The following is a 23,507-nucleotide window of genomic DNA, read 5'->3' as shown; positions in this document are numbered from 1 at the left end:
TCGGCAGGCTTCCGCAATATGGGAGGTCAATTCCTGTCCGCCACATTGCAGCGGCAGCACGCCGCAACAAGCCGCTTGACGAAATTCGTGGCACTCCTCAGATAGGCGCTCCCGGACAAGGGGCCATAGCTCAGTTGGGAGAGCGCGTCGTTCGCAATGACGAGGTCGGCGGTTCGATTCCGCCTGGCTCCACCATCCATTTCACGTTTACTTCACCGGCGGGAAGCAAGCCTTCCAACGGGCCTAACACCCGATGAGCCGCGCCATTGTGTTGCGATGCACTTCGCTCGTGCCGGAATAGATTGTTGCTGCCCGGTTGGCGAGATAGCGGGCAAGGGCCAGCTCCTGCTCAACCTGTCCACTTATCGCTGTCTCGTTGATTGCCTGCTGGAGCTCTGTCGCGAGCACTTTCAGCATCGAGGCTGTGAGATGGTCGACCGCTCCCGGCGACTGGCTGGTTTTGCGGGCCGATAACGCCTCGAACGTATCCAGCCGTATTTCAAGATCAGCCAGACGCCGCGATACGGCCTCTTCCTCGACACCGGCTGTCGCGCTTTTCGCGGCCCTCAGAGCCCGTCGTATCAGGCCGGGAGGCGTGTTGTTCGAGCGTGCGATCGTCATCAGCGCACGGGCAGCCGCCCAGCCATCGCCGATTTCCCCGATTCTCTCCGTCGCAGGCGTGCGGACATTGGTGAAGAAGACCTGATTGGTCTCACATTCTCCGTCGATGAAGCGGATGGGGCAGACCTCGATTCCCGGCTGGTCCATCTCGACCAGCAGAAAGACAAGGCCGTCCTTCCCGGTCGAGCCCGGTTCACTTCGGGCGAGCAGGAACATGTGTGTCGCCTGATCAGCAAAGCTCGTCCAGATCTTGCTGCCATTGAGGATGAAGTCATCGCCTCGAAGCTCGGCGTGCAGATGAAGCGCTGTGAGGTCTGAGCCGGCCTGCGGCTCGGAATAGCCCTGGCACCACTCATGGTCACCGGAAAGGATAGCGGGAAGATAGCAGCGCTTCTGATCCTCACGACCCATCGCCATGATCAGCGGCCCAATGGTGCGAATGCCGGAGCTGTGCACGACCGGCGCATCCTGCTCAGCGCACACCATTTCGAAATAGCGCTGCTCGTCCGGGCTCCAGCCCGCTCCGCCATGCTCGACCGGCCAGGAAGGCGCCGCCCAGCCGCGACGATAGAGCTTGTCATGCCAGGCCTTGGCCGCCTCGCGTGATGATTTCAGCCCTGTGGTCTCCCGGCCGGCTCGCCGAAGATCTTCGTTCAAGGCGCTCGCGAGGAAACAGTCGACTTCGTCGCGAAACGCCTGACTGACGCCATCGGATGGGCGCCCGGGCCTCGCGATTGTTGTCGAGAAGACGTTGCCGTCCATATCAGCCTCTCCGGCTTCGGAAAGCCTCAGTCTGACATGTGACGTGGCAGGCCAAATAAGGGGAGTTACGGATAACGTTGCGGCCACGCCGTGCCTTTCCGCGACGTTTGCCTTGCCCCACTCCCCGGCGCAGGCCAGTCTGGATCATGGAGGACCCCTAAGCGATGACAGTTCAGCACACCGGAATGGACGTGCCGCTGAGGCCGCTCACGGGGTTACAGAAAATCACCATCGCCTTCGGCAGCGTCGCCATGGGGGCTGGCATGACGATCAATTTCGTCGTGGTCGCTCCGCTGGCGCGCGAAGCGGGCCTGACCGAGATTCAGGTCGCCGGCATCCTGACCCTGTCGGCGGCGATCTATGCCTTGATGATCCCGCAATGGGGGCGCTGGGCCGATCGCTTCGGCCGCAAGCGGATCATGGTCTTTTCGCTCTTTGCCATGGCATCGACGAACATGATGTTCCTGTTTGCGCTCCAGGCGGCGCTCGCCGGGCTTGTGACCGGGATGTCGACGTTCTTCCTGCTGGTCTTCACCCGTCTTTTCTTCGGCCTGCTCTCACCCGGCCTGCAACCCGCCTCCATGGCCGCGATGACGGATGCGACCACACCGGATACACGCGCCGGAGGGCTTGGCATGCTCGCGGCGGCGATGGGGCTGGGCTCGATCCTCGGCCCGGCCGGTGCAAGCGTGCTGGCAGAGTTTGGCGCCCTGGCGCCGATCTGGGGGTCGATTCTCTTCTGTGCCTTTGCCGGTATCGTTATCGGCTACATGCTGCCGCCCTCGCGCGGCAATCGTGATCGCTCACGGCCCGAACCCTTGCGGATACGCGACCCGCGAGTCTTTCCTCACCTGGCCTTCCTGTTCTGCTATTTCGTGGCGGTCGGCGCTATCCAGCAGACGCTGGCCTGGCTGATCGAGGACCGCTTCGACCTTGCTAAGGCCGCCAGCGTCCAGGCCACGGGGATTGCCTTTGCCTGCATGTCGATTGCGCTGATCGTGGTGCAGTTCGGCTATGTTCAACCGTTCCGGCCGGACCCGAAACGCATCCTGCCTGTCGGGCTCTTCTGCATCGTGGCAGGCTATGTCGCCGCTGCCGAATTCATGTCCTTCACAGCGCTCTGCCTGGCCTTTGGCCTCGTCGGAATGGGGTCAGCCCTGGCAGTTCCCGCAGCCAACGCGCTGGGCAGTCTTTCGGTCGAGCGCCACGAGCAAGGCAGCGCGGCGGCCCTGCTCTCGGCCGCCCCGCCGTCCGGGTTCATTTTCGGTCCGCTGCTGGGCGCGACGCTCTATTCCTTCGAGCACCGCCTGCCACTCTTCGTCAGTGCGGCTATGATGGGAGCCCTTTTGCTCTATCGGCTGTATCGCAATTCTTCCTCTTCAAGCCCGGAGGCTTGAGCGCCAGAACCCGAGCGACGGAACGAGACAGCCTGCCGGACGTAAGTTTTTCATACTCGTCCAGCAGGAGACTCTCATGAACTGGAAGCAGACCGTACTCGCCAGCGCCTCGACACTTTTCCTCCTATCCGCATGCGGGGACTCCGACCCTGCAGAACAGACGCCTGCATCGGAAGCACCGATGGAAAGCGACGCGGCACTCCCTGAGGAACAGGACGCGGCAGGCGATATGTCCGGAACATCCATGACCGAAGATGCCAGCATGAACGACGACGCCAGTACGGACGAGGTCTCGCCTCTGGTTGACGACCTCGAAGGCGACTGGGTGTCCGGCGAGGATGACCGTTCGGAAATGTCGATCATCGATGGCAGCGTGACGATGATATATGACGGCAAAGTCCTCTCCACAGAGACCTTGCAGTCCGTCGAGACCTGCCCGGACGTACCGGGCGACGCAGCCGACATGGAGCTCATCACGATGACATCCACCGATACCGGCGAGGCGCTCTGCTACGGTATCCTCAGCCTCAGCGAAGACCGGCTGGAGCTTACCTCCTATCCGAAAGGCAACACCATCACCTACACACGCCAGCCAATGACAGGCCTGGACTAAGCGTCGAAGGCCATCGCGCCGGCGCCATCGCCTGCATCAGACCATGGTGAAGGCGTTGAGCTTGTTGCCGTCGGGATCGCGGAAATAGGCGGCATAGAAACCGTCATCGCCGCGTGGGCCCGGCGCCCCCTCATCGGTGCCGCCATTGGCAAGTGCAATCTCGTAGAGCTTCTGAACCTGTTCCTTGTCCTTCGCCTGCAGCGCGACCATCATGCCGTTGCCGACCGTCGCAGGCTTGCCGTCATAAGGCTTGGTCGCGGCAAAGCCTGCCGGCCCGTCCGGCTTGCCCCAGGCGATGAAGGTGTCGAACTCCATCATCCTGCCGGTGCCCATTTCCGCGGCGATGGCATCATAGAATTTCGCCGCCCGCTCAAGGTCGTTCGTACCCAGCGTCACATATCCGATCATATCCCAGCCTCCTGCTTTGAGGCTTGGAACATTACATGAACATTTGGCCGGCCGCAACCTGTTTCTGGGATGGCCTGGACTAGCGCACGAATGTGGCGCGGCAGCCACCCTCTGCTTGCCTCGGCGTACCGAAGAAAACATCCTTGAAGACCAGCCGGTCGCCATCGACCTGCGCCGTCCCGGCCGCAACGATATCCTCTGGAATCTGGTTGCCGCCCTCTACCTCGAAACTGAAGGCTCCGGTTTGGGGATCATACTGGTAGTCAGCCCAGTAGTCCTTGTAGACCTCGAATGGCGTCCAGGTGACGCTCATTTCATTACCGCCGGTGAAGACCAGCTCGCGCACAGCGCTTTCCGGGGGACAGGAGTCCCCGGCCTGGCGCCACAAGCCAACCAGCGGATTCTCTTCCTCACGGTAGATGTCGACAATGCCGCTCAACGCATACGCGCCCCTATAAGTGGCCTCCAGCCGAACCCGAGTGCCCGGCTCGGCGTCAGCGCTGATGGAAGCAATGGCAAGACCATCATCCTGACGGTCGAACGTGACCGCGTCTTCGGGAAACGCCTCGAGATCGCCGACACAACCGGGTGGCAGGTCGTTGTAGCTGCCTGGCATGTCCGTCCAGTATGGAGAGAGGGAAATCTCGTCGCCGGGTTCGGCGGAGCGCGGCTGCATCCAGAAGAAATAGGCGCGTTCGCCGACATCGGGACACGCTTCCCCCGTCAATGACGCAGTGGCCGGGTCTGCAAGGTTTTCTGTTTCAGCCATTGCGCAAGCACTCGAGGCTATTGCGAGTCCAAGCACGGCCAGAACGGTGTTCGCTTGCATGAAAATCCCTCCCAATCGTGCCCGTCCGGGGAACGGAGAGGCCCTGATTTCAGTTTTAACGGTATAGAACCACCGAGATTTGGAGCAAATCAATGTCCAATCGACTTGCCATCACCCTTCTCATCTACGGCATGGCCGCGTTCGTCATTTACGGAATAGGCATGATCGCCGTTCTGGCGACGCCGCTTCAGGCCTATGCTGAATACGCGATCCCGGCGGTCTTTGCGCTCTCCGCCTTGCTGGCCATTCCCATCGCATGGAAGGTCGCGCCGATCACGCGGTCACGCCACCAGCGCAAACTGGTGCGCGAAGACAAGCTCGGCGCGCCCTACCCGGAATCCTGAGCGCTCAGCCCGTGATTACATCGCCGAAATACCGCCATCGACCTTGAGTTCGATGCCCGTAATGAGCTTGCTCTCATCGGAGGCGAGATAGAGCACCGCATAGGCGATATCGTCGGGCTCACCGACCTTGCCGAGGGGAATCTGCCGGCCCAGCTTGGCGAGCGCTTCCTCTTCACCGAACATTTCCTTGGTCCGGTCGAGAATGGGCGTGTTGATAAAAACGGGGTGCACCGAATTGCAGCGGATCTTGCCACCGGTCTTGGCACAGTGCAGCGCAATCGACTTCGACATATGACGCACTGCCGCCTTCGCCGTATTGTAAGCAATGTAATTGCCACTCGCGACAATGCCGGCGATGGATGAGATGTTGATGATCGAGCCAAGGCCGTGGTCACGCATCAGCGGGATCGCATACTTGCAGCCATGGAAAATGGAGTCGACGTCGACTTCCTGGACCTTGCGGAAAGTCTCGTAATTCTCGTCCTCGACCGAGCCAAGCGAGCCGATACCGGCATTGTTGACCAGGATATTCAGACCGCCCATGGCCTCATGGGCCTCTTTCAGCACGGCCTGCCAGCGATCCGCATCGGTTACATCATGCTGCCAGGCAAAGGCGGTGCCCTCGCCCAGCTCTGCATTTATCTCGGCAGCGACCTTCGTCGCGCCTTCACCATTGACGTCCGTCACGGCGACCTTGGCGCCTTCGCGCGCCAGCATTTTCGCGGTTGCCTCGCCGAGCCCCTGCGCCCCGCCAGTCACCAGCGCCATCTTTCCTGCTACGCGGCCCATGCCTCTCTCCCTTCGCATGTATTCTTGATCATGGTGCCTCAGTTCCAGCTTGGCCGGCAAACGTCAAGCAGACTTCTGGCTCATGGGCGTCTCGCGCTCATGAAGAATTTCTCAACGATTCTAATGCAATTTGGGGCAAACGCGGGGGAAAAGCGTGGGAGGAAAGTACGTGCCAAAGAGAAAAGCCCTGAACCTGAGTTTGGATCAGATGCTGGAAGCCGTGGCGCAGATCGACAACGGCTTCGCCTTGCATGCTTCCGATTTCAGCCTCCTCTACGTGAACGAGACCGCCCGCTCGCACTTTCCCGAATTCTATCGTCTGCTCGATGAAGGCCAGTCGCTGGAAGACGCGATGTACAACAGCACGCGTGCCATCCTTGCAACAGGCGTCAAATTCGCCGCGCAAGGCATAGATCTTGAGACATATACCAAGCATCTGGTAACGCAGGTCAGGAACTTCGGCACAATCGATGTCGAGACGACGGATGGCCGGGCGATCAAGGCCACGTTTTCGAAACTGCCGGACGGCACCGTTCTCTGCATCAGCTCCGACATCACCGACGTCCGCGAACACGAACGAAAGCTCCGTCATGCCAAGCGTGAAGCGCTTGCCGCCAGCGAGGCAAAGTCGGAATTTCTCGCCTCCATGAGCCATGAAATCCGCACGCCGCTCAATGGCATACTTGGCATGGCGCAGGCGCTTGGTCATCGTGACCTGAAGCAGGATGAATGCGAAATGGTCGAGGCGATACTCGACTGCTCGAAATCGCTGATGACGCTGCTCAATGATATTCTCGACCTGTCAAAGATCGAGGCCGGCAAGCTGGAAATCACACCCATCTCGGACGACCTGCGCCACAAATTGCGCCGTACCGAGAGCTTCTACCGGCCAAAAGCCACGGAAAAGGGCCTCTCACTGCGCATGATTGTCGACAAGTCGGTTCCCTCGCAGCTGGAGTTCGACCCCGTTCGCCTGCGCCAGTGCATCGATAATCTCGTATCGAATGCCCTGAAGTTCACCCATGAAGGTGGCGTAATTGTCGCCGCAACGTCGGAAGACACCGAGGATCCGAACCGGGCCCGGCTCAAGATCCATGTGTCCGATACCGGCATCGGTATGACGGAAGAGCAGGTTGAAAAGCTTTTCCAGAACTTCCACCAGGCCGACCACTCAACCACCCGCTCCTATGGCGGGACAGGTCTTGGACTTGCGATTTCACGCAAGCTTGCCCGCAAGATGGGCGGGGATATCAGCGTCGTTTCCAAGAGGGGTAAGGGATCCATATTCACCCTCACAATCGAAGCAGGCCGTGTTGCCCGACCCGCAACGAGATCTAAAGAACCGTTGCGAGATGTAAGCGCCGTTCCGGAATCATCGCTCCGCCCCGAGACAAGCGAACATACAGGTCTCACCGGAAAAACCGCCCTCATTGTTGATGACAATCATATCAATCGCCGCGTTGCGCGCCTCTTCGTCGAGCCGCTCGGCCTGGAAGTGCTGGAAGCTGATAGCGGCATAGAGGCGCTGCAGCAGCTTTCCGCACACCATATCGATATTGTCCTGCTCGACATTCACATGCCTGAGATGGATGGCCCGGAAACGCTTGAACACATCCGTGCCAGTGACGAGCCCTGGTCGAACGTTCCTGTCGTGGCCCTGACGGCCGATGCCATGGCCGGGGATCGCGAGCGCTATCTCGCACTCGGTATGTGTGGCTACGTCGCAAAGCCGATCGACGAACGTCAGCTGATGTCCGTTCTGCGCCGATCCCTGTCAGGCGTATCCGCTCATTCAGAGGATGACGACGATGAAATGGATGGCCGCTACGGCAGCAGCCTCGATTCCATGATGCAGAAAAAGCGCGCCTAGGCGAGTTTGCCCGCCAGGGCGTCCATCTTCCCGGCGAGATCAATGTCCTTTTGCGTGACGCCACCGGCATCATGCGTTGTGAGCGTGACCTCGACGGTATTGTAGACATTGAACCATTCGGGATGATGGTCGGCCTTTTCGGCCTGCGTCGCCATCGCGCTCATAAATCCGAAAGCGGTCGAGAAATCGGCGAACTTGAAGGTCTTTGTAATGGCTTCCTTGCCATCGGCCTTGTCCCAGCCCTTGAGCTGACCGATTGCCGTGCCGGGGTCCATCTTGTCTGCCATAGGGATCAATCCTCGCTTTGCGTCTCATGGACATAATAGAGCCAGCGGCCATCTGAGGCGATCGCCATGCGAACACCCGGATAGCCACTGCCTTGTCTTATCTTCTCAATCCCCGCCTCGCCGACAAGTTCCTCCAGCCGCGCACGCTGGCGAAAGTTCAGACGCTCCGGACGCAGGTCGCTGGCGTCGAGAGCAGCCAGGTCCGGCCACACATACCAGGTCTCTCCGCCCACCGTACGCGTGCCATAGGGCCCGTCCAGCAAGTCTTCCATCCGCAGGATCGGGTCAAACCCCGTTCGCCGCAACAAGTCCCAGTGAGCGCGGTGCGAAGCGCCGGCAAAGTTGGAAATGAAGCCTGGCTGGCTGTCTGCATAGCGAGACAGCCGGTAAAGCGAGTTGGTCTCGATGATCTCTCGCAACCTGCCGACAGTCGTCTTTGCCTCTTCCGTCAGCTCTGCGGTCTCTGACTCGTGCACCGCATCGGGCTGCATGTAGTCAGGCGCTTCCTCGACCTGTAGGCGCACCGTGTCGCGAGCGGGTTCCTGACCGCAGGCACTGACGAGCATGGCGGCCAGCATCAGGCCCGCCTTTACGTGCCTTATGCGGGAACTGGCCATCCCGTCGCCTCCGAAAGGTCGTGGAGAAGCTGGTCCTCACTGAGCACCTTGATGGTCGTCATGCCCATGGCCCTGGCCGGCTTCAGGTTGATGCCAAGATCATCAAGATAGACGCAGTTTTTCGGGTCGACGTCGAGCGCCTCGCACATCAGCGCGTAGATGCGTGGGTCAGGTTTGCGGATACCAAGCTTGGAACTCTCGATCACTTCATCGAACAGCTCGAACACTTTCGCAATTTCGCTAGCCCGGGCTTCATCGTTCTGCATGCCGGCGCCCTTGCCGACCGGAGCGTTGTTGGTGATGCAGCCGACTTTCACCTTCGCCTTGGCCTGCTTCAGCGCCTCAACGACACGCGGGCGCAGGTTTCCGGACAGAAGCCCGAGAATATCCTTGCCGGGTACTTCATGGCCAAGGTCCCTGCTCTCCTCACGGAAGAGCTGGTCGAACTCGTCTGCGGTGACTTTCGACTGCTCAAGTTTCGCCCAGGCATTGGTGTCCCCATTGCGGGCATTCACCGAGCGAATGAAATCAGTCGGCAGGCCGCGCTCGGCCTCGTAGCGGTTGAAGGCTTCGAATGGCGAGGACGTCAGAACGCCCCCGAAATCCCATATCACCGCCTCGATGCGATCACTCATGGACTTGCTCTCCTGTACGTTCAGACCGACTGCGGCTCGCCGATCAGTGTATGACGGCGCACAGGTGTTGCTGGCGTTGCTGCTGTCGCGGTCTCTTCCTTCGAGGCATGCTCAAAGCCCATCGCCTTCAGCAACGCCTCGTCACGCGTTTCGCCCGGATTGTCCGTGGTCAGCAAGCGGTCGCCGACGAAGATGGAGTTCGCCCCCGCCAGCAGGCAGAGCGCCTGCCCCTCCTCGGTCATCGCTTCACGGCCAGCAGCAAGGCGGATCCAGCTTTTTGGAAAGACAATGCGGCAGACGGCCAGAGCGCGCGCCATTTCAACAATGCTGACAGGCGGGCTGTCGCCGAGCGGCGTGCCCTCGATCGGGACCAGCATGTTGACCGGCACGCTTTCGGGGTGCGGGTCGAGCTTGGAAAGCTCGTGGATCAGGCCGATCCGGTCCTCGCGGCCTTCACCCATGCCAAGGATACCGCCGACGCAAAGATTGATGCCCGCCTCACGGCAGTAGGCGAGCGTCTCCAGCCGGTCCTCATAGGTCCGCGTCGAGACGACCGTGCTGTAATACTCCCGCGAGGTGTCGAGGTTGTGATTGTAATAGTCGAGCCCGGCCTCTTTCAGCGCCTTTGCCTGATCCTGCTCAAGCATGCCGGCAGTGACGCAGGTCTCCAGGCCTTCGGCTTTAACGGCAGAGACCATCGCAGCGATCTTCGGGAGATCGCGGTCCTTGAGGCTGCGCCAGGCAGCCCCCATGCAGAAGCGATCCGCCCCGCCGGCCTTTGCCTCTCTGGCTGCAGCAACCACGTCATCGAGCGGCATCAGCTTTTCAGCCTTCAGGCCCGTATCGAAGTGTGCCGACTGGGCGCAATACCCGCAATCTTCGGCGCAGCCGCCGGTCTTGATCGAGAGGAGCTGGCTCTTCTGGACCTTGCCGTCCGCCCAGTTGGCGGCCTTCACGGCGAGCGCCTGCCCGATCAGCGTGTCGAGCGGCGCTTCATAGAGCGCGGCAATATCTTCTCGGGTCCAGTCATGGCGGGGATCTGTCTGCGGCATGGGGTCTCCTATTCCTCCGGACACTTCGGATGCCAGCCTGCCAATCTCCTGGCGGGCCCTCACGGGCATCCTTCTCACGGCAAAGGCCGACGCTTTCAAGCCCCGGCCTCCATTTTCATACTGTTGTTAGCGCTACGCTCAGGCGCTGGCCTCGACCGGCGTGTTTTCGAGCGGCGTGCGCTTGGTCATCACCGCTGTGACCGGCAGCCAGACGACAACTTCGGTGCCGCCGTCAGGGATCGACTTGATCCCGACATTGCCGCCATGCAGGTCGACGAAGTTCTTCACCAGGGCCAGGCCGAGGCCGGCACCGCGCTGGTCGGAAGAGGTGAAGCTGTCAAAGCTGGATGCCTGCCGGTCGGCCTCGATGCCCTTGCCATTATCCTTGACCGAGAGGATCGCCATGCTTTCGACGCGGCTCGCCGAGACGGTGATGTCTCCCCCCGGCTCGGTGAAGCGCATGGCGTTGGACAGGAGGTTGAACAGCACCTGGCGGATGCGGCGCTTGTCGGCATGCACAGTGCCGAGCCCCTTCTCGATCTCGGCATGTATGCTGATCTCGGTATCGCTGGCCTGTCCAACAGCGAGGTCGACGCTTTCCTGGACGACCTCGGCAAGCTTGAAATCCTCAAGGTCGAGATCCATCCGGCCCGCCTCGATCAGGGCGAGATCAAGAATGTTCTCAATCAGCTTGTTGAGATGATCCGATGCCGTGAGAATGGATTTCACATTGTCCATCTGGCGTTCGTTCAACTCTCCGTTTGCCCCGGACTCAAGGAATTCCGCATAGCCAAGAATGGTCGTCAGTGGCGAGCGCAGCTGGTAGCTGACATTGCGCACAAACTCGGTCTTGAGGCGGTCAGCCGCCTCGAAGGCCTCGGCCCGGCCGCGAAGCGCGCCTTCAACGGCCCGCTGGGCGGTAACATCCGCAAAGGCGATCAGCGTATTCCCGTCCGGCAGGGGCTGGGTCACATAGGTCAGTGTCGTGCCGTCAGAGCGTTTCATCTCGCCCGTCGTCATCTGGCGGGCATTGGCCGACGGATCAGTGATGTGGCCCTTGATCTGTGACCAGGTCTCCCGGTCATGGAAGAGCGGGATGCACTGCTCGATGATCACATCATAATCTGGCGTGTCCTTCACGAGCTGCGGATCCAGCGACCAGAGCGACTCGAACGCCTTGTTGGAGAGCTTCAGCCGGCCATCGGAGCCGAACACCGCAACCGCCTCATGCAGGCTGTCCAGCGTCGAGGTCTGCGTCTTGATCAGCGCGTTGAAACGCGTCTGCAGATCGAGCTCGCCGGTAATGTCCTTGAACAGCAAGAGCAGCCCGCCCATCGGGTGGCGCTGGCGGGTAACCTGCAGCGTGCGGCCATCCGGCAGGGACCACTTGTCTTCCTCGATGCCGGAGATGTCGAGATAGTGCGAGAGTTCATTGGCACGCCACTCGGCATAGTCGGCGCGCGCGGGCAGACGGCGGCGCTCGCGCAGCTTGTCCAGCAGTTCACCATGGCTCGGGCTGTCGAGCAGGAAGCCTTCTTCCAGCTCCCACATCGCCGCGAAGGCCCGGTTATAGAAGGTGAGCTTGCGGTCCGGCCCGAAGATGGCGACGCCATCAGCGACATGGTTCAGCGTCTCGTCATGCGCCTTCACGTGGCGGTTGAGGTCCTCGCGCGCAGCCTCTTCCTCTGTCACATCGAAGGCCATCGCGCCTGCCCCACCCGACAGCGGGAAGGTCAGCACGCGCATCGCCCTGCGTTCTTCGCCGACAACGATATGACGTGTGGCGTCAATGTCCTTACCTTCGGAGATGGTGCGGCGCATCTGGTCAACGGCCTTGTCGTCCAGCATGATCTGCCGGTCGAGCGTGCGGTCAAGCGAGCTGCCCTCGACCGCTTCGATATAGGCCGGGTTGGCCCATTGCAGACGGCCCACGCCTGACACACGCCAGGCCGGGAACGGCGCCTTGCCGAGCATGTCGAGGAAAGCGGTCGGATCGCGTGCAATGACCTGGCGTGCTTCTTCCAGCTTGCCGCGCGCAGAGCTTTCTTCGAGGCCCTTGATGGTGGAGTCGGTAATCCACACGACCGCGCGGGCACCGGCGGTGCGGCCATCGGCTTCGAGGAAGCGGCCTGAAGGACCAATCAAGGTCAGCGAAAAAGGCTGGCCGTTCTCGCGCAGTTCGCGTAGGCGGATGCGAAGCGTCGTGTCCTGTCCGGCCCCGTCACGGGCCTCAAGATCGGCGAGGCCTTCAATGATCCGGATCGCCGGATCGACGGAGACCGCATCGTCGGTGAAGCGCAGCAGGCCAGCGAGCGCAATCGGCGAGCCATGGATTTCCGGCGCGGCGATGGTGTCGCCCTCATCTTCCAGCGTCTCGCCCTGCCAGACGAGAATAACGCCCGGATGCGCGCCCAGAACCGATTTCAGTTCGGCAAGATCGGTCTCCGCATCGCCGGCGCGTTCGCGATATTTCTTGGCTGCGCCGCGTGCGCCTTCCGACGTCCGCAAAGCCCAGAGAATAAAGGCCAGACCGAGCGCAAGCGCACCCGCGGCAATGATGATCGGGACTTGTTCAGCGGTCATAACATCCCTCCGGCGCGAATCAGTTGCACGCTGGGCCAATCTACTAGTTAACGGAATGGCCGGTTCTCGTTAAGGCCGTCTTAACGGGGCAGTAACCCTTGGCAGCGCAGACGCGCCTCATCTTCAAGGGATTGTGGATAGGATATGCAAGGCGCCGGGGCGGAGGCGTTTCAGGTTTTCGTCCTCATTCTCGGTCGCGGCCACAAGCACGGCATAGGCAAAAGCCCTGAGATTATGCCGCCGCGCCAGCGCACTTTTGGAGCCGAAAGCCTCCTCCCAGTCAGATAACGGTGCCGGCTGCGCGAGCGACTCGAACCAGGACGTCAGCTCTCCTTCACTCAACAGTCCCCTCTGGGTCAGGAACAGGATCGGGCGTGAGAGACGGCGCGGCTCATCAAAGATGAAAGCCGGGGCCTCATCCGATGCAATCTGACCACCGATGGCGTCAAGGATCCGCCGCGCCTCAGCCTCGCCGATGGCCGGGTTGAGGCTGAGCTGCATCAGCAGGTCAGCACCATGTGCCACGCCATGGCGCCAGCCATCTTCGTCGTCGAAACCACGATAATCGCTGACGCTCTCCACATAGGAAGCCCCTGTCTCAACCAGGCCGGTACGCTCCTCCCCATTCATCCACGGATCGACGCGGTCGGTCCGCGCGACTTCCGAGAGCACCAGCGCGGCAAAGGGCTTCAGGAAGCCCTCCGGATCGGCTGTCTCCGGAGAAAGATCGCCACTCAAGGCCTGCAGCAGGTCGCGGCGCGTCGCTTCCGTTACCAGCCCGGCGCGCATCAACCGCGCCAATGACCCATAAGCGAAGCCGTGGCGGATATCGGGATCGGCGTGGCCGAGACAGGCAGCGATCGCGAGCGCGAGGCCACCCACCGGCTCACCTGCAGAGACTATGGCGGCGACCTCCGTCTCCGCAGCCAGCGCCTCACATGTCTGGTCCGGATTGGCCGGGGTCGTTCCTGACCCCTCAGCGCCGGCCGCCGCGCAGGCGCTCGACATCAGGCATAGAAGGCCAAAAGCCATCCCGAGACGTAGCATCCATTCCTCCACCCTGCGCGCGCGTGGGTTCGCGCCTTGCGCGAATGTTGGGGACGTATCAAGCTGCAGGCAAGAAGAATTCGGCGCGGACACATGCTGCGTCTCATCGGAGAGCCGATCACATGCCCTCAAGACTGTCCCCTCGCCCTCACATGTCCCGCCTCCTGCTTAGTGCCTCGCTGGCCGTGCCGCTACTCCTCGGTGCAGCTGGCTGCGCAAGCGGAGGTGGCGGCGGCAGCGCAGCGCCGGTCAGTCCCCCGCCTCCCCCTCCGCCACCACCACCTCCTCCACCCCCGCCGCCGCCTCCACCGCCAGCAAGTTCGTTCGAGACGAGCGAGTATGATTTCACCGGCGGCCTGCCTTTCCTCGGCGCATCGGCGGCCTATGCCGAAGGCGCGACGGGTGCGGGGATCACGATTGCGGTGATCGACACACAGGTCGACGAAACCCACCCCGACCTTGTCGGGCAGGTTCTCTCGACCAGCTTCGATATCTATGAGGCGACCCGGGCCGACGACGATATTGACCAGGAAAGCCATGGCACGCTGGTGTCCGGAGTGGCCGCCGCAGCCAAGGATGGTGCGGGCATTCACGGCATCGCCTTCGAAAGCGATATCCTCGCCATCCGCACAGACCGGCCGGGCAGTTGCCAGGAAACCGGTGAAGACGAAGGCTGCCGCTTTCCTGACAGTGCCGTCGCCGATGCCATCGATGCCGCGATTGCCCGCGGCGCGCAGGTCATCAACCTGTCGCTAGGCGGTCAGCCGGATTCCGATCCCACGCTGGAAAACGCGGTGCGCCGAGCCGCTCAGGCTGGCGTCCTCGTTGTCGTTTCGGCCGGTAATGACGCGGTTCCGCCCGGCCCGGCGCCGGATGATCCCAGCACTGTCCTGCCTGCAGAAGGCATTTCACCGAACGAACCCGCCAATGTCGCCGGCTCTACTGGGACGCTGGGCCGCGTGGTCGCCGTCGGGTCGGTCGATCTCAGTGGCGTCATTTCGGACTTCTCCAATCGTGCTGGCGATGGCGAAAACGGCTCCAGCACCAATACGAAGAACTACTATATCCTTGCCCCCGGCGAGGGCATCGTCACCTCTGGCCCCGATGATGACCAGTTCTTCCCCGATCGCCCGACCTGTACAGCCGGAGAGACATCGGGATGCAACGATGCCGATAGCGAGGGCGACTATTACAGCGTCAGCGGCACATCCTTTGCTGCGCCCTATGTGTCTGGCGCGCTGGCGCTGATGCTCGACCTCTTTCCCAATATGACCCCGGAAGATGCACTCGCCGCCCTGCTGGAAAGCGCCGACGACTATGTCGATTCCGATCCTGACCCGATACGGGACGAAGCCGCGGGCGTCGGCGTGGATGCTGTGTCAGGCGTCGGTATCATGAACCTCGAAGCCGCCTTCGCCCCGCAGGGCACGACAAGCTTCTCCATCGACGGAAAGGCGGTCCCGACCAGCACCGCCATCGTCCCGGCCTCCGGGGCCTTCGGGGACTGGGCGAGCCAGCCGGGCGCACTGGGAAGACTTGTGTTCACCGACAAATTCGATCGCGCCTACCGCTTCGATGCCGCAGCAATCATGCCCACAGGCGAAGCCCGCGTGGCCGACTTCGACGTTCGCGCTGATTCCGCTGCAGGCCAGTCCCGCGCCTTCCGGCAGGGCCCGGTCACCTTTTCCTATCACCAGCCTGCCTTCCGCGATGACCGCTTCCTGCCTTATGACGAGGCCCCGATGGGGCAGTTCACCGCCGAATACAATTTCTCCGGGGGCTCGATTGAATTCGGCCGCGGCTTCGGGGCGAAGTCCCTCGCGCCGGAAGTCAGCCTGATCAACGAGGCCGGCGCCCGAACCGGCTTCTCAGATGGCGGCTGGGCGCGTTTCAGCCACGATGTTGGCGAGATGTCCTTCGAGATCTTCTCGTCCGACGATGAGGACCTTGCCGTCTCAGGCGTTGGCCTGTCTCGCATCGAAGAGAAATGGGGCCTGCGCGGCCAGGTCAGCACCATTCGCGATGACCGTACGGCGCTTGGCGGTGTCATCCAGGGCCGCTTTGGCGGCGAAGACCGCTCAGTCCTCTCGGCCTATGCTCTGGAAGGCGCCTACCGTCCATTGCAATCCCTGCGGCTGTCGGCCGGCATGGAAGCGGCTTCCGTCGACCTGCCGGGCGTCGACACAAGCAGTGTGTGGACCAGCCGCTGGTCGCTTGGCGCCGACACGGTCACGCCCGCCGGCGTCTTCGGCCTGACGGTCGCCCAGCCGCGCCGCGCTGAAACCGGTACGCTCAACTTCAGCGGCATCACCGGCCTTGATGAGGATTTCAACTTCGTCTCCGAGACGATCAATGCCCCGCTCAGCCCGAGCGGGCGCGAAATCAATTATGAGGCGAGCTGGGGCTTCGGCCTGCCGGGCGGCGTGGATGCAGGCCTGACCGCAACGCTCTCCACCCAGCCGAACCACGTCGCGAACGCAGACAGCGCGAGCGTCTACTGGTTGTCCATGTCGAAGACATGGTAGGCTTGAGACATGAAACAGATTGCTCCCATCCTCACCGCCGTCCTGCTGGGCGCCTGCACGACACAGGGGGCCGGCATGGCTGATGATCCCTCAGGCGAACCCATGCCGCAGGTTTGCAATGTCACCATCACGGACACGTCCGCCTGGAAGGACAGGATGCCAGGCCCCGAAGGCGCCAATGGCAACCTGGTCGTGATGCTTGAAGTCGAGAATGACGACATCTCGCGGCGTTTCGAATCCCAAGGCATCCGGGATGACGGCACGCTGGTGCTCGACATTGTCGAATGGGACCAGCCCGCCGGTATCGGCAAGATCGTTTTCCGTCAGAAAGGCATTTCGCCCGACCGCGTCGAGATCCGCTGCGGTGGCGAGACCGTGAAAACAATCGAAGAGATCATGGACGTCTACTAGGACGGGCCGGTCAGCTTCCGCCGGCAACCCGGGCTTCAGCCTCTTCGCGCGTGCCCCATAGCGGCAGCATGTTCGACTGGTAGAGGATCGATGTGACAGGCTGAGGCGCGAACGGCTCGGCCGGAACAGGCCCGGCGAGGATAGCCTGAGACCCGACACCTCCGGTGCGATAGAGCTGGACGTCCGCGCTCGCGCCGATCATGCCGCGCAGGGTCTGGCGGTGGAATTTCTGCGTTTCCTTGAAGTCGGCTTTCCACTGCTCGACATAACTCGGTGAGTCAAAATCCGGATTGAGCTTCTTCGCGCCAGCAATCCTTGCTTCGACCGGGATGGCCGGCCCGCGCGGCTTAACCCGGCATCTCGAATTGGGGCTGTTGCGCATGGAAACGAAGCCGATATTGGCGCCATCGGGTGCATTGGCCACCATCGCGCCCTCGTAAGACATGACGGCGATACCATCGATTTCCGCGCCCGGTGCAAGCTGGATATTCCAGAGCATCTCGTCATAGGAGGCGAGCACCAGGTACACCGGGTCTTCCGTCTCTGTGACCATGACATCGGTACGGCGAACATTGCCGAGCATGCCATACTGGACGGTCTTTCCATCCGGCGTCTTCCAGGCAGCATGAAGCGGTATGTTCTGCCCTCCGCCATAGCTGTAATAGTAATAGACCTTCGCCCGCCCACCGGCCCGCGGCATGCGGCAATGGCTCGGCATGCGGTATTCTTCGAATCTCGGCGCAGGCGCTTCGGCCAGCCAGGTCTCGGCCGCTGTCATCACATCGCCAAAGCGGACACCGCCCTGGTCTGCTGCAGTGACAATCGGCGTATTCGCGGAGAGGTTGGACCGGTCCGCACCAGAAAGCGACGCATCACATCCCCCAAGTCCAATGATGCAAAACGCTGCTGCGATCCAGTATGGCCGGCCCATTCCCGTCCCTCCCCAAGCAGGCACAGAAAAGCACACTTCGGTTGCAGCCAGCCGAAAGCAATGTGTTGAATTTGATCTATTGCGGAGGGCGCTATTTCAGCTGGCTGTCCTTTGAGCCACGCCGGTTTATACCGCCACGCTGGGCGAGATCGGCATCGCGCTCCTGCTGGCATTCGACACAATGGGTAACGCCAGGCACCAGTTCGCGGCGCTTTTCAGGGATCGGCTCGCCACATTCCACGCAGTGGGACAGGCTTTCGCCATGCGGTTGCTGGCGCGCCTGAATGCGCATCAGCTCGTCCTTGATCGAATCCTCGATCTGCTCGTGAACCGCCCCATCCCGGGACCATCCGCCAGCCATGGCGCTTCCTTTCCGTACTTGTACTTGATCACGGATGTAGGAGCGATGGCCGGGCGTTTTGAGCCCTCCGGTTCAGTCGCCTGAAGCAGCAGTCTCCATCCCGGCAATCCACGCCCTCACCAGCGCCACGCCGTCAGCATCGATAAGAGAGCGGCCAAGCTCCGGCATCGCTATGCCGGCTTCGGTCGAATCCATTCGATAGGTCAGGATCGACCGGTCCGGCCGCCCCGGTTCGATAACGAAAACAGCATTCCCCGATCCGCGACCGGCGGCGGTTGGGTGTTTGCCAATGCCGAGTTTGGTCGGCTCATCCACGCTCCAGCCGAGAAACAGCCCCGAATTCGAGGCCGAGCCTTCCAGGCGGTGACAATGCGCGCAATTCACATCGAGATAGGCACGCGCCCGGTCTTCCAGGCTGGCGGTTTCGTCAGACGAGTCAGGCACGGTCGGCGGCGCATCCGGCAGTCCGCTCAGTATTCCGCGCGCAGACCAGTCGGCCAGCTGGGCATGCCCATACGGACCCTCATGATTGAGATTGCGCGCCTTCGGCCCGATCGGGGCGATGGCATCGCCGAGCTGGTGGCAGGTCTTGCACTGGTTCTGGTTCGGGACGCGGTATTCGGTCTGGATCGCATTGCCTTGCGGGTCGGTGAAGGTGAGGTCGAGCCATGCGCCTGCCGGGCTGTAACGGGCCTCGGTTTCTTCCGCGTTCCAGACATAGGGAAAGGCCGCCCAGCCGTCCGGTTTGTGGATCAGCAGCCGCGTCTCGCGATAGCGCTCATCCACGGACGGCTGGCGCATATCGGGAGCGAAGGCAAAGGTCTTGATGAGCACGGTGCCGACCGGGAAGTCGAACACTTCATCGTCTTCATAGCGGGCGGTCTCGCCGTCCGGAACAAAGACCAGACGGTGCTTGGCGGCATGATCGGAAAAGAGCGGGTTTACCAGGTCATAGGCAACAACGCCCTTCGCCGGCTCGCGCGCGGCCAAATCTGAGAAAAGGCCATAGGCGGCGAGGGTCGCAGGCGGCTTTTCCGCCAGGATCGCCGCCATGTCGGGCCCTGCCGCCTTCTCACCACAGGCGGCCAGCAACAGGGCCAGCAGGGTGGTGAGCGCAGACCTCATTCCGCGTGGGCGAGCTTCACCGGTTGTAGCTCTCCGAAAGGCTCTGAGTCCGGACGCTGGTCGCTCGGCGCGGCGTTCGACACGTTGATCGGATAACTGCCCAGGCCGAGATTGACGAAACCGATATCCTCACCTTCATCGATCACGAGGTTCACATCCGTGTCCTCCTCCTCGCCCCAACGGGTAACGCCGTCCCAGACGATCGGTGGCAGGTTGCCGCCCAGAAGCGGGGCAAAGGCGCCAAGCTCGCCTTGCGGATTGTAGCCGCCATTCTCGTAGGAATTGTCGGCAATAACGATGTTGCGCGGCAGCGGATTATAGTCCTCATCCGTGAAAGGCTCGCTATAGGCGATGATCGCCACCTGGGCCGTCTGGTTGTTGCGGAAGGTATTCTTCTCCACCACGACCTTGTCGTTCGCCATGATGATCACGCCTGTGCCGGACGGCACGCCAGCGACGATATTGCCGGGCGGCGCAAAGTTGCGCGTATTGTTCTCGTAGATGTCGTTGTCATAGATACGCGTCGAGTTGCCGCCCATCACCGGCAGGTCCGGCAGATCGAAAATGAGAATACCGCCGGCATTGTCGGTGACATCATTATCGTAGACTTCCGCATTCGTGGAGTTCTCGATCTCAATCCCGGCGACATTGTAATGCGCCTTTGAGTCGCGAACGATGATGTTGTCCGACTGGCCGACATAAATGCCGGCATCAGACGCCCCGCGAACGGTAACGCGCTCGACCAGAACATCCGTGCTTTCCACTGGATAGACCCCATAGGCCCCATTCTCTTCATCCGGCTCGCCCAGCCACTCGACAGTGAGGTCGCGGTAGATGATGCGGTCGGCGTCCTTCGACTTGATGCCGTCGCCCTTTGTTTCCTGGATGGTGAACCCCTCGAGCGTGACATCATCAGAAGTGACGAGCAGTCCCTCGCCAGAGCCACGCTGGCCCGAGAAATCGAGAATTGTCTCGCCCTGCCCCGCGCCCCTGATCGTGACGCCGTCAACGTCGAGGGAGAGACCGTCACTCATCCGGAAGGTACCGGCCGGAAGCGCGATGGTCGCGCCTTCCTCGGCTTCGATGAGGGCCGTCTGGAGCCGGGCCGGGAAATCCTCCCCGGCTTCGAGCGTACCTGGCGTCGTCACGCTGGTTTCCCCGGGCGCCGTGTCTTCAAGCGCTTCGCTGCTGGACTCTTCGGGTCCACCGCAAGCGGCAAGCAGTGCCGCACTCGCAACGGTCGTGATCATGATACGCATTGCAGAAAGGCCTCCCGTCCTTCTTATCTGACGGGAGTGTCACTTTTTTCTGGAGTCTCCGCAAGAGCGGGAAAGAGACACCCAAACGAAAAGAGGCGCCGGACATCTCCAGCGCCTCTTCCAATGACCTATATGGCAGCCGCCTAGTAGCGGTAATGCTCCGGCTTGTAGGGACCGGACGGCGTGACGCCGATATAGTCGGCCTGCTCATGGCTAAGCTCGGTAAGGCCGACATTCAGCTTGTTGAGATGCAGGCGTGCCACCTTCTCGTCGAGATGCTTCGGCAGCGTGTAGACGTCGTTCTTGTACTCGCCCTTGTTCTTGTGAAGTGCGATCTGCGCCAGCGTCTGGTTGGTGAAGGACGCCGACATCACGAAGGACGGGTGGCCCGTCGCATTGCCGAGGTTCACGAGACGGCCTTCGGACAGCAGGATGATCCGCTTGCCATCCGGGAAGGTGATCATGTCGACCTGCGGCTTGATGTTGGTCCACTCGAAGTTCTTCAGTGCCTCGACCTGGATCTCATTGTCGAAGTGACCGATGTTACAGACGATTGCCATGTCCTTCATCGCCCGCATGTGATCGACGGTGATGATGTCCTTGTTGCCGGTCGCGGTGACGAAGATGTCTGCGGCGCCAACGGTATCGTCGAGCGTCTGGACATCAAAGCCATCCATCGAGGCTTGCAGGGCGCAGATCGGATCGACTTCCGAAACCGTGACGCGGGCACCGGCGCCGGCCAGCGACGCGGCAGAGCCTTTGCCGACATCACCATAACCGGCGACGAAGGCGGTCTTGCCGGCCATCATCACGTCGGTCCCGCGGCGGATCGCATCGACGAGGCTCTCGCGGCAGCCATACTTGTTGTCGAACTTCGACTTGGTCACCGAGTCGTTGACGTTGATGGCGGGGAAAGGCAGCTCGCCTTTCTTGGCCAGTTGATAAAGGCGGTTCACACCCGTGGTAGTCTCTTCCGAAACGCCCTTGATCTCGGCCTTCACCTTGGCAAACCAGCCTGGCGTCTCGGCGATGCGCTTCTTGATCTGCTTGAACAGTGCGACTTCTTCCTCGGATCCCGGATTTTCGAGCAGGGACGGGTCCTTCTCGGCCTTCTCGCCAAGAATGATGTACATGGTCGCGTCGCCGCCATCATCGAGGATGAGGTTGATCATCTTGCCGTCCGGCCACTGGAAGATCTTGTCGCAGAACTGCCAGTACTCATCGAGCGTCTCGCCCTTGTGAGCGAAGACCGGAGTGCCAGCATCCGCGATCGCGGCAGCCGCATGGTCCTGCGTGGAGTAGATGTTGCAGCTTGCCCAGCGCACTTCGGCGCCCAGCGCTTCCAGCGTCTGGATCAGCACAGCCGTCTGGATCGTCATGTGGAGCGACCCGGCAATGCGAGCACCCTTCAGCGGCTGGTCTGAGCCATACTCCTCGCGGGCAGCCATGAGGCCCGGCATTTCGGTTTCTGCGATGGCGATTTCCTTGCGGCCATACTCGGCCTGGGAGATGTCCGCTACAGCGTAATCATTCGACATATCAATGATCCTTTATACGTTTATATGAGCGATCTAACGAAGGCTTTGCCCGAAAGCAAGGGAGAGGGGCGGGTTTGTCAGCGCCTAAGTGAAAAAGCCTGCCAGATCACACTGGCAGGCTCTGTTGCCGTCACGGATAAGACCGGTCAGTTGCGCGAAGGATAGATGCCTTGCGTGGCCACACAGTATTGCAGCGCCAGCGAGGGCTGGTGGGCCGCGAAGGGCTGTCCGCCCCCCGTCTCCTCCACCGAGACCGTGCCTTCGACCATGGGCGCATCTGGGGCCCCCGCCGTATAGGCATCGACGTCCGTGGATGTGAAATCCGCTGGCGCGTTACCAGCCGGGGACCTGGCATCCGGTGCTGCGGTGCTCGCCATGACGCTGGCACCGTGCGCATGGGCCGGCAGGTTGGCGACGCTGAGCGTGGTCTGCTCGGCGCCGAATCTCGCGCCCTGCCGGTGATCCGTCAGGCCCTGCCCCTGCCCGACACCAACCACCACGCGTCCGCGAAGATCAGGCAGGGCGAACGTGGTTCGGCCATCACCGCCAAACGTGGTGCCATAGAGCGAGAAGAGCGCCTGATACTGGTTGATCGCCAGCAACTGGCCATTCGCCGGTACCCAGCTCCGGGGGCAGAACGTATACGGATAGATCGCCACCTCGCCGATATAGGGGTCAGGCCCGGCGGCTGCCGTGGGCGCCTGCGCGGTGGCCAGTCCTGCAGCAGCCATAGCTGCCAGCGCATACTTACCTGTCATGATGGGTGTCCTCCCTTTTCATCCAGCCTGTCTGGAACACCGGCAGGCTAGCCCGGCCAGCCACAGGCGTCATCAGAAACGCGAACGTAATTTTTCGGGATCTCACTGATTAGTCATGTGGTATTCAGGCAACACGGACTTATAGTAATAGTTTACGGAAGTGACCAGGAGGTCTCATGATCCGCTCGATTGCCGCGCTCTCTGTTGCGCTCATCGCCTTTGCCGTCCCGACAGCGACAGCCGATGCTGAAGACGATGCCCTCGTCCGGCTGCCCGGGTCCGGCGAAGTGAAGTCGGACAGCGACAAGTCGAAACTCAAGACCGAACGGCTCAAGCCGGGGGGCGGATTGCTCGCCTCATTCGATGCCAATGAAGATGGCCGCATTTCGAGGGGCGAACTTGATGCCGGAATCGAACGCGCCTTTCTCGAGGCCGACGGCAATAATGATGGTACGCTGACGGCGATCGAACAGCAGAAATGGGCGGGCGGCCTGCCCACACGCGACGACTCGCTCGCCAACCCAGTCCGTTTCGACCCGAATCTCGACCGCCGGGTGAGCTTCAAGGAATTCAGCGACGTCATCATCGATCTCAGCCAGGACTATCGCGAGGAAAACCATGCCGAGCTGCGCGTCGCCTCGCTACGGGCACCCAAGGATGATCGCGAGAACAAGCGTATCTATGAAGGCATCCGCGCGCCCGATGCGATGAGCCAGGACCGCACCAGTCGCCAGGAGTACTGAAG

Annotated in this window: 23 protein-coding genes and 1 tRNA gene; 8 read left to right on the top strand and 16 right to left on the bottom strand. The window is 61.6% G+C overall.

Annotated elements, in window-relative coordinates:
• The first annotated feature begins 119 nt into the window (after positions 1 to 119).
• Positions 120 to 195, top strand: a tRNA-Ala gene (locus tag Q1K29_RS13625).
• Positions 196 to 243: 48 nt separating this feature from the next.
• Here the strand turns inward: Q1K29_RS13625 and Q1K29_RS13620 are convergent.
• Positions 244 to 1,383 carry an acyl-CoA dehydrogenase family protein gene (locus Q1K29_RS13620; protein WP_300395652.1) on the bottom strand — a complete coding sequence of 380 codons (1,140 nt, stop codon included), beginning with the start codon at positions 1,381 to 1,383 and terminating at the stop codon, positions 244 to 246.
• A gap of 164 nt (positions 1,384 to 1,547) precedes the next feature.
• Between Q1K29_RS13620 and Q1K29_RS13615 the strand changes: the two genes are divergently transcribed.
• Positions 1,548 to 2,780 carry an MFS transporter gene (locus Q1K29_RS13615; RefSeq protein WP_300395650.1) on the top strand — a complete coding sequence of 411 codons (1,233 nt, stop codon included), beginning with the start codon at positions 1,548 to 1,550 and terminating at the stop codon, positions 2,778 to 2,780.
• Positions 2,781 to 2,856: 76 nt separating this feature from the next.
• Entirely contained in the window at positions 2,857 to 3,393 is a 537-nt protein-coding gene (locus Q1K29_RS13610) for a hypothetical protein (RefSeq protein WP_300395649.1), read from the top strand.
• A gap of 36 nt (positions 3,394 to 3,429) precedes the next feature.
• Here Q1K29_RS13610 and Q1K29_RS13605 read toward each other — a convergent pair whose 3' ends face one another.
• Positions 3,430 to 3,801, bottom strand: coding sequence for a VOC family protein (locus tag Q1K29_RS13605; RefSeq protein WP_300395648.1), 372 nt, complete (start codon positions 3,799 to 3,801; stop codon positions 3,430 to 3,432).
• Between the two features lie 79 nt (positions 3,802 to 3,880).
• Positions 3,881 to 4,630, bottom strand: coding sequence for a hypothetical protein (locus Q1K29_RS13600; RefSeq protein ID WP_300395647.1), 750 nt, complete (start codon positions 4,628 to 4,630; stop codon positions 3,881 to 3,883).
• 92 nt (positions 4,631 to 4,722) lie between these two features.
• On the opposite strand from Q1K29_RS13600, the gene Q1K29_RS13595 reads away from it, so the two are divergent.
• On the top strand, positions 4,723 to 4,974 hold the full coding sequence (locus tag Q1K29_RS13595) for a hypothetical protein (protein WP_300395646.1): 252 nt from the start codon (positions 4,723 to 4,725) through the stop codon (positions 4,972 to 4,974).
• 15 nt (positions 4,975 to 4,989) lie between these two features.
• Here the strand turns inward: Q1K29_RS13595 and Q1K29_RS13590 are convergent, their stop codons facing one another.
• The gene (locus tag Q1K29_RS13590; protein ID WP_300395644.1) at positions 4,990 to 5,763 is read right to left on the bottom strand and encodes an SDR family oxidoreductase; all 774 of its coding nucleotides are present in this window, start codon (positions 5,761 to 5,763) and stop codon (positions 4,990 to 4,992) included.
• A 169-nt stretch (positions 5,764 to 5,932) separates the two neighbouring features.
• Between Q1K29_RS13590 and Q1K29_RS13585 the strand changes: the two genes are divergently transcribed.
• Entirely contained in the window at positions 5,933 to 7,633 is a 1,701-nt protein-coding gene (locus Q1K29_RS13585) for an ATP-binding protein (RefSeq protein ID WP_300395643.1), read from the top strand.
• Here the strand turns inward: Q1K29_RS13585 and Q1K29_RS13580 are convergent.
• From Q1K29_RS13580 to Q1K29_RS13555, 6 genes are all read right to left on the bottom strand, one after another.
• The gene (locus tag Q1K29_RS13580; RefSeq protein WP_300395642.1) at positions 7,630 to 7,920 is read right to left on the bottom strand and encodes a 4a-hydroxytetrahydrobiopterin dehydratase; all 291 of its coding nucleotides are present in this window, start codon (positions 7,918 to 7,920) and stop codon (positions 7,630 to 7,632) included. The genes Q1K29_RS13585 and Q1K29_RS13580 overlap by 4 nt on opposite strands.
• A gap of 5 nt (positions 7,921 to 7,925) precedes the next feature.
• Positions 7,926 to 8,537, bottom strand: a complete 612-nt coding sequence (locus Q1K29_RS13575; RefSeq protein ID WP_300395641.1) for a hypothetical protein — start codon at positions 8,535 to 8,537, stop codon at positions 7,926 to 7,928.
• Positions 8,519 to 9,172: an HAD-IA family hydrolase gene (locus Q1K29_RS13570; RefSeq protein WP_300395639.1), complete on the bottom strand. Its 654-nt coding sequence runs from the start codon at positions 9,170 to 9,172 to the stop codon at positions 8,519 to 8,521. The genes Q1K29_RS13575 and Q1K29_RS13570 overlap by 19 nt, the downstream gene beginning before the upstream one ends.
• Before the next feature lie 20 nt (positions 9,173 to 9,192).
• The gene (bioB, locus tag Q1K29_RS13565) at positions 9,193 to 10,224 is read right to left on the bottom strand and encodes a biotin synthase BioB (RefSeq protein ID WP_300395638.1); all 1,032 of its coding nucleotides are present in this window, start codon (positions 10,222 to 10,224) and stop codon (positions 9,193 to 9,195) included.
• Positions 10,225 to 10,362: 138 nt separating this feature from the next.
• Positions 10,363 to 12,807, bottom strand: coding sequence for a PAS domain-containing sensor histidine kinase (locus Q1K29_RS13560; RefSeq protein ID WP_300395637.1), 2,445 nt, complete (start codon positions 12,805 to 12,807; stop codon positions 10,363 to 10,365).
• 123 nt (positions 12,808 to 12,930) lie between these two features.
• Positions 12,931 to 13,854, bottom strand: a complete 924-nt coding sequence (locus Q1K29_RS13555; protein ID WP_300395636.1) for a DUF2785 domain-containing protein — start codon at positions 13,852 to 13,854, stop codon at positions 12,931 to 12,933.
• A gap of 122 nt (positions 13,855 to 13,976) precedes the next feature.
• Here Q1K29_RS13555 and Q1K29_RS13550 point away from each other — a divergent pair, with 122 nt between their 5' ends.
• The gene (locus tag Q1K29_RS13550) at positions 13,977 to 16,379 is read left to right on the top strand and encodes a S8 family peptidase (RefSeq protein ID WP_300395635.1); all 2,403 of its coding nucleotides are present in this window, start codon (positions 13,977 to 13,979) and stop codon (positions 16,377 to 16,379) included.
• A 9-nt stretch (positions 16,380 to 16,388) separates the two neighbouring features.
• Positions 16,389 to 16,790: a hypothetical protein gene (locus Q1K29_RS13545; protein ID WP_300395633.1), complete on the top strand. Its 402-nt coding sequence runs from the start codon at positions 16,389 to 16,391 to the stop codon at positions 16,788 to 16,790.
• Positions 16,791 to 16,800: 10 nt separating this feature from the next.
• Here the strand turns inward: Q1K29_RS13545 and Q1K29_RS13540 are convergent, their stop codons facing one another.
• The 6 genes from Q1K29_RS13540 to Q1K29_RS13515 all read right to left on the bottom strand — a co-directional run bounded on the left by Q1K29_RS13540 (position 16,801) and on the right by Q1K29_RS13515 (position 22,762).
• A complete protein-coding gene (locus Q1K29_RS13540; RefSeq protein WP_300395632.1) occupies positions 16,801 to 17,721 on the bottom strand; it encodes a hypothetical protein in 921 nt (306 codons plus the stop codon).
• A gap of 91 nt (positions 17,722 to 17,812) precedes the next feature.
• Complete coding sequence (locus Q1K29_RS13535; RefSeq protein WP_300395630.1) at positions 17,813 to 18,082, bottom strand: DksA/TraR family C4-type zinc finger protein; 270 nt, start codon at positions 18,080 to 18,082, stop codon at positions 17,813 to 17,815.
• Positions 18,083 to 18,154: 72 nt separating this feature from the next.
• On the bottom strand, positions 18,155 to 19,207 hold the full coding sequence (locus tag Q1K29_RS13530) for an SO2930 family diheme c-type cytochrome (RefSeq protein WP_300395629.1): 1,053 nt from the start codon (positions 19,205 to 19,207) through the stop codon (positions 18,155 to 18,157).
• Complete coding sequence (locus tag Q1K29_RS13525) at positions 19,204 to 20,466, bottom strand: parallel beta-helix domain-containing protein (RefSeq protein WP_300395628.1); 1,263 nt, start codon at positions 20,464 to 20,466, stop codon at positions 19,204 to 19,206. The genes Q1K29_RS13530 and Q1K29_RS13525 overlap by 4 nt, the downstream gene beginning before the upstream one ends.
• A gap of 143 nt (positions 20,467 to 20,609) precedes the next feature.
• Positions 20,610 to 22,010 carry an adenosylhomocysteinase gene (ahcY, locus tag Q1K29_RS13520; RefSeq protein WP_350212251.1) on the bottom strand — a complete coding sequence of 467 codons (1,401 nt, stop codon included), beginning with the start codon at positions 22,008 to 22,010 and terminating at the stop codon, positions 20,610 to 20,612.
• Between the two features lie 140 nt (positions 22,011 to 22,150).
• Positions 22,151 to 22,762 carry a tail fiber protein gene (locus Q1K29_RS13515; protein ID WP_300395625.1) on the bottom strand — a complete coding sequence of 204 codons (612 nt, stop codon included), beginning with the start codon at positions 22,760 to 22,762 and terminating at the stop codon, positions 22,151 to 22,153.
• A 176-nt stretch (positions 22,763 to 22,938) separates the two neighbouring features.
• Between Q1K29_RS13515 and Q1K29_RS13510 the strand changes: the two genes are divergently transcribed.
• Positions 22,939 to 23,505, top strand: coding sequence for a hypothetical protein (locus Q1K29_RS13510; RefSeq protein ID WP_300395624.1), 567 nt, complete (start codon positions 22,939 to 22,941; stop codon positions 23,503 to 23,505).
• Positions 23,506 to 23,507: the final 2 nt, after the last annotated feature.

Origin of the sequence: Henriciella sp. (assembly GCF_029937755.1) — a bacterium.
Classification (GTDB): Bacteria; Pseudomonadota; Alphaproteobacteria; order Caulobacterales; family Hyphomonadaceae; genus Henriciella.
The sequence above is the reverse complement of the archived record's forward strand: the minus strand, read 5'-3'. Positions and strand labels throughout refer to the sequence as shown.

Coding starts and splice junctions, on each gene's coding strand:
- Q1K29_RS13620 (WP_300395652.1), bottom strand. CDS start 1,383: ATGGACGGCAACGTCTTCTCGACAACAATCGCGAGGCCCGGGCGCCCA.
- Q1K29_RS13615 (WP_300395650.1), top strand. CDS start 1,548: ATGACAGTTCAGCACACCGGAATGGACGTGCCGCTGAGGCCGCTCACG.
- Q1K29_RS13610 (WP_300395649.1), top strand. CDS start 2,857: ATGAACTGGAAGCAGACCGTACTCGCCAGCGCCTCGACACTTTTCCTC.
- Q1K29_RS13605 (WP_300395648.1), bottom strand. CDS start 3,801: ATGATCGGATATGTGACGCTGGGTACGAACGACCTTGAGCGGGCGGCG.
- Q1K29_RS13600 (WP_300395647.1), bottom strand. CDS start 4,630: ATGCAAGCGAACACCGTTCTGGCCGTGCTTGGACTCGCAATAGCCTCG.
- Q1K29_RS13595 (WP_300395646.1), top strand. CDS start 4,723: ATGTCCAATCGACTTGCCATCACCCTTCTCATCTACGGCATGGCCGCG.
- Q1K29_RS13590 (WP_300395644.1), bottom strand. CDS start 5,763: ATGGGCCGCGTAGCAGGAAAGATGGCGCTGGTGACTGGCGGGGCGCAG.
- Q1K29_RS13580 (WP_300395642.1), bottom strand. CDS start 7,920: ATGGCAGACAAGATGGACCCCGGCACGGCAATCGGTCAGCTCAAGGGC.
- Q1K29_RS13575 (WP_300395641.1), bottom strand. CDS start 8,537: ATGGCCAGTTCCCGCATAAGGCACGTAAAGGCGGGCCTGATGCTGGCC.
- Q1K29_RS13570 (WP_300395639.1), bottom strand. CDS start 9,172: ATGAGTGATCGCATCGAGGCGGTGATATGGGATTTCGGGGGCGTTCTG.
- bioB (WP_300395638.1), bottom strand. CDS start 10,224: ATGCCGCAGACAGATCCCCGCCATGACTGGACCCGAGAAGATATTGCC.
- Q1K29_RS13560 (WP_300395637.1), bottom strand. CDS start 12,807: ATGACCGCTGAACAAGTCCCGATCATCATTGCCGCGGGTGCGCTTGCG.
- Q1K29_RS13555 (WP_300395636.1), bottom strand. CDS start 13,854: ATGCTACGTCTCGGGATGGCTTTTGGCCTTCTATGCCTGATGTCGAGC.
- Q1K29_RS13550 (WP_300395635.1), top strand. CDS start 13,977: ATGCCCTCAAGACTGTCCCCTCGCCCTCACATGTCCCGCCTCCTGCTT.
- Q1K29_RS13545 (WP_300395633.1), top strand. CDS start 16,389: ATGAAACAGATTGCTCCCATCCTCACCGCCGTCCTGCTGGGCGCCTGC.
- Q1K29_RS13540 (WP_300395632.1), bottom strand. CDS start 17,721: ATGGGCCGGCCATACTGGATCGCAGCAGCGTTTTGCATCATTGGACTT.
- Q1K29_RS13535 (WP_300395630.1), bottom strand. CDS start 18,082: ATGGCTGGCGGATGGTCCCGGGATGGGGCGGTTCACGAGCAGATCGAG.
- Q1K29_RS13530 (WP_300395629.1), bottom strand. CDS start 19,207: ATGAGGTCTGCGCTCACCACCCTGCTGGCCCTGTTGCTGGCCGCCTGT.
- Q1K29_RS13525 (WP_300395628.1), bottom strand. CDS start 20,466: ATGCGTATCATGATCACGACCGTTGCGAGTGCGGCACTGCTTGCCGCT.
- Q1K29_RS13515 (WP_300395625.1), bottom strand. CDS start 22,762: ATGACAGGTAAGTATGCGCTGGCAGCTATGGCTGCTGCAGGACTGGCC.
- Q1K29_RS13510 (WP_300395624.1), top strand. CDS start 22,939: ATGATCCGCTCGATTGCCGCGCTCTCTGTTGCGCTCATCGCCTTTGCC.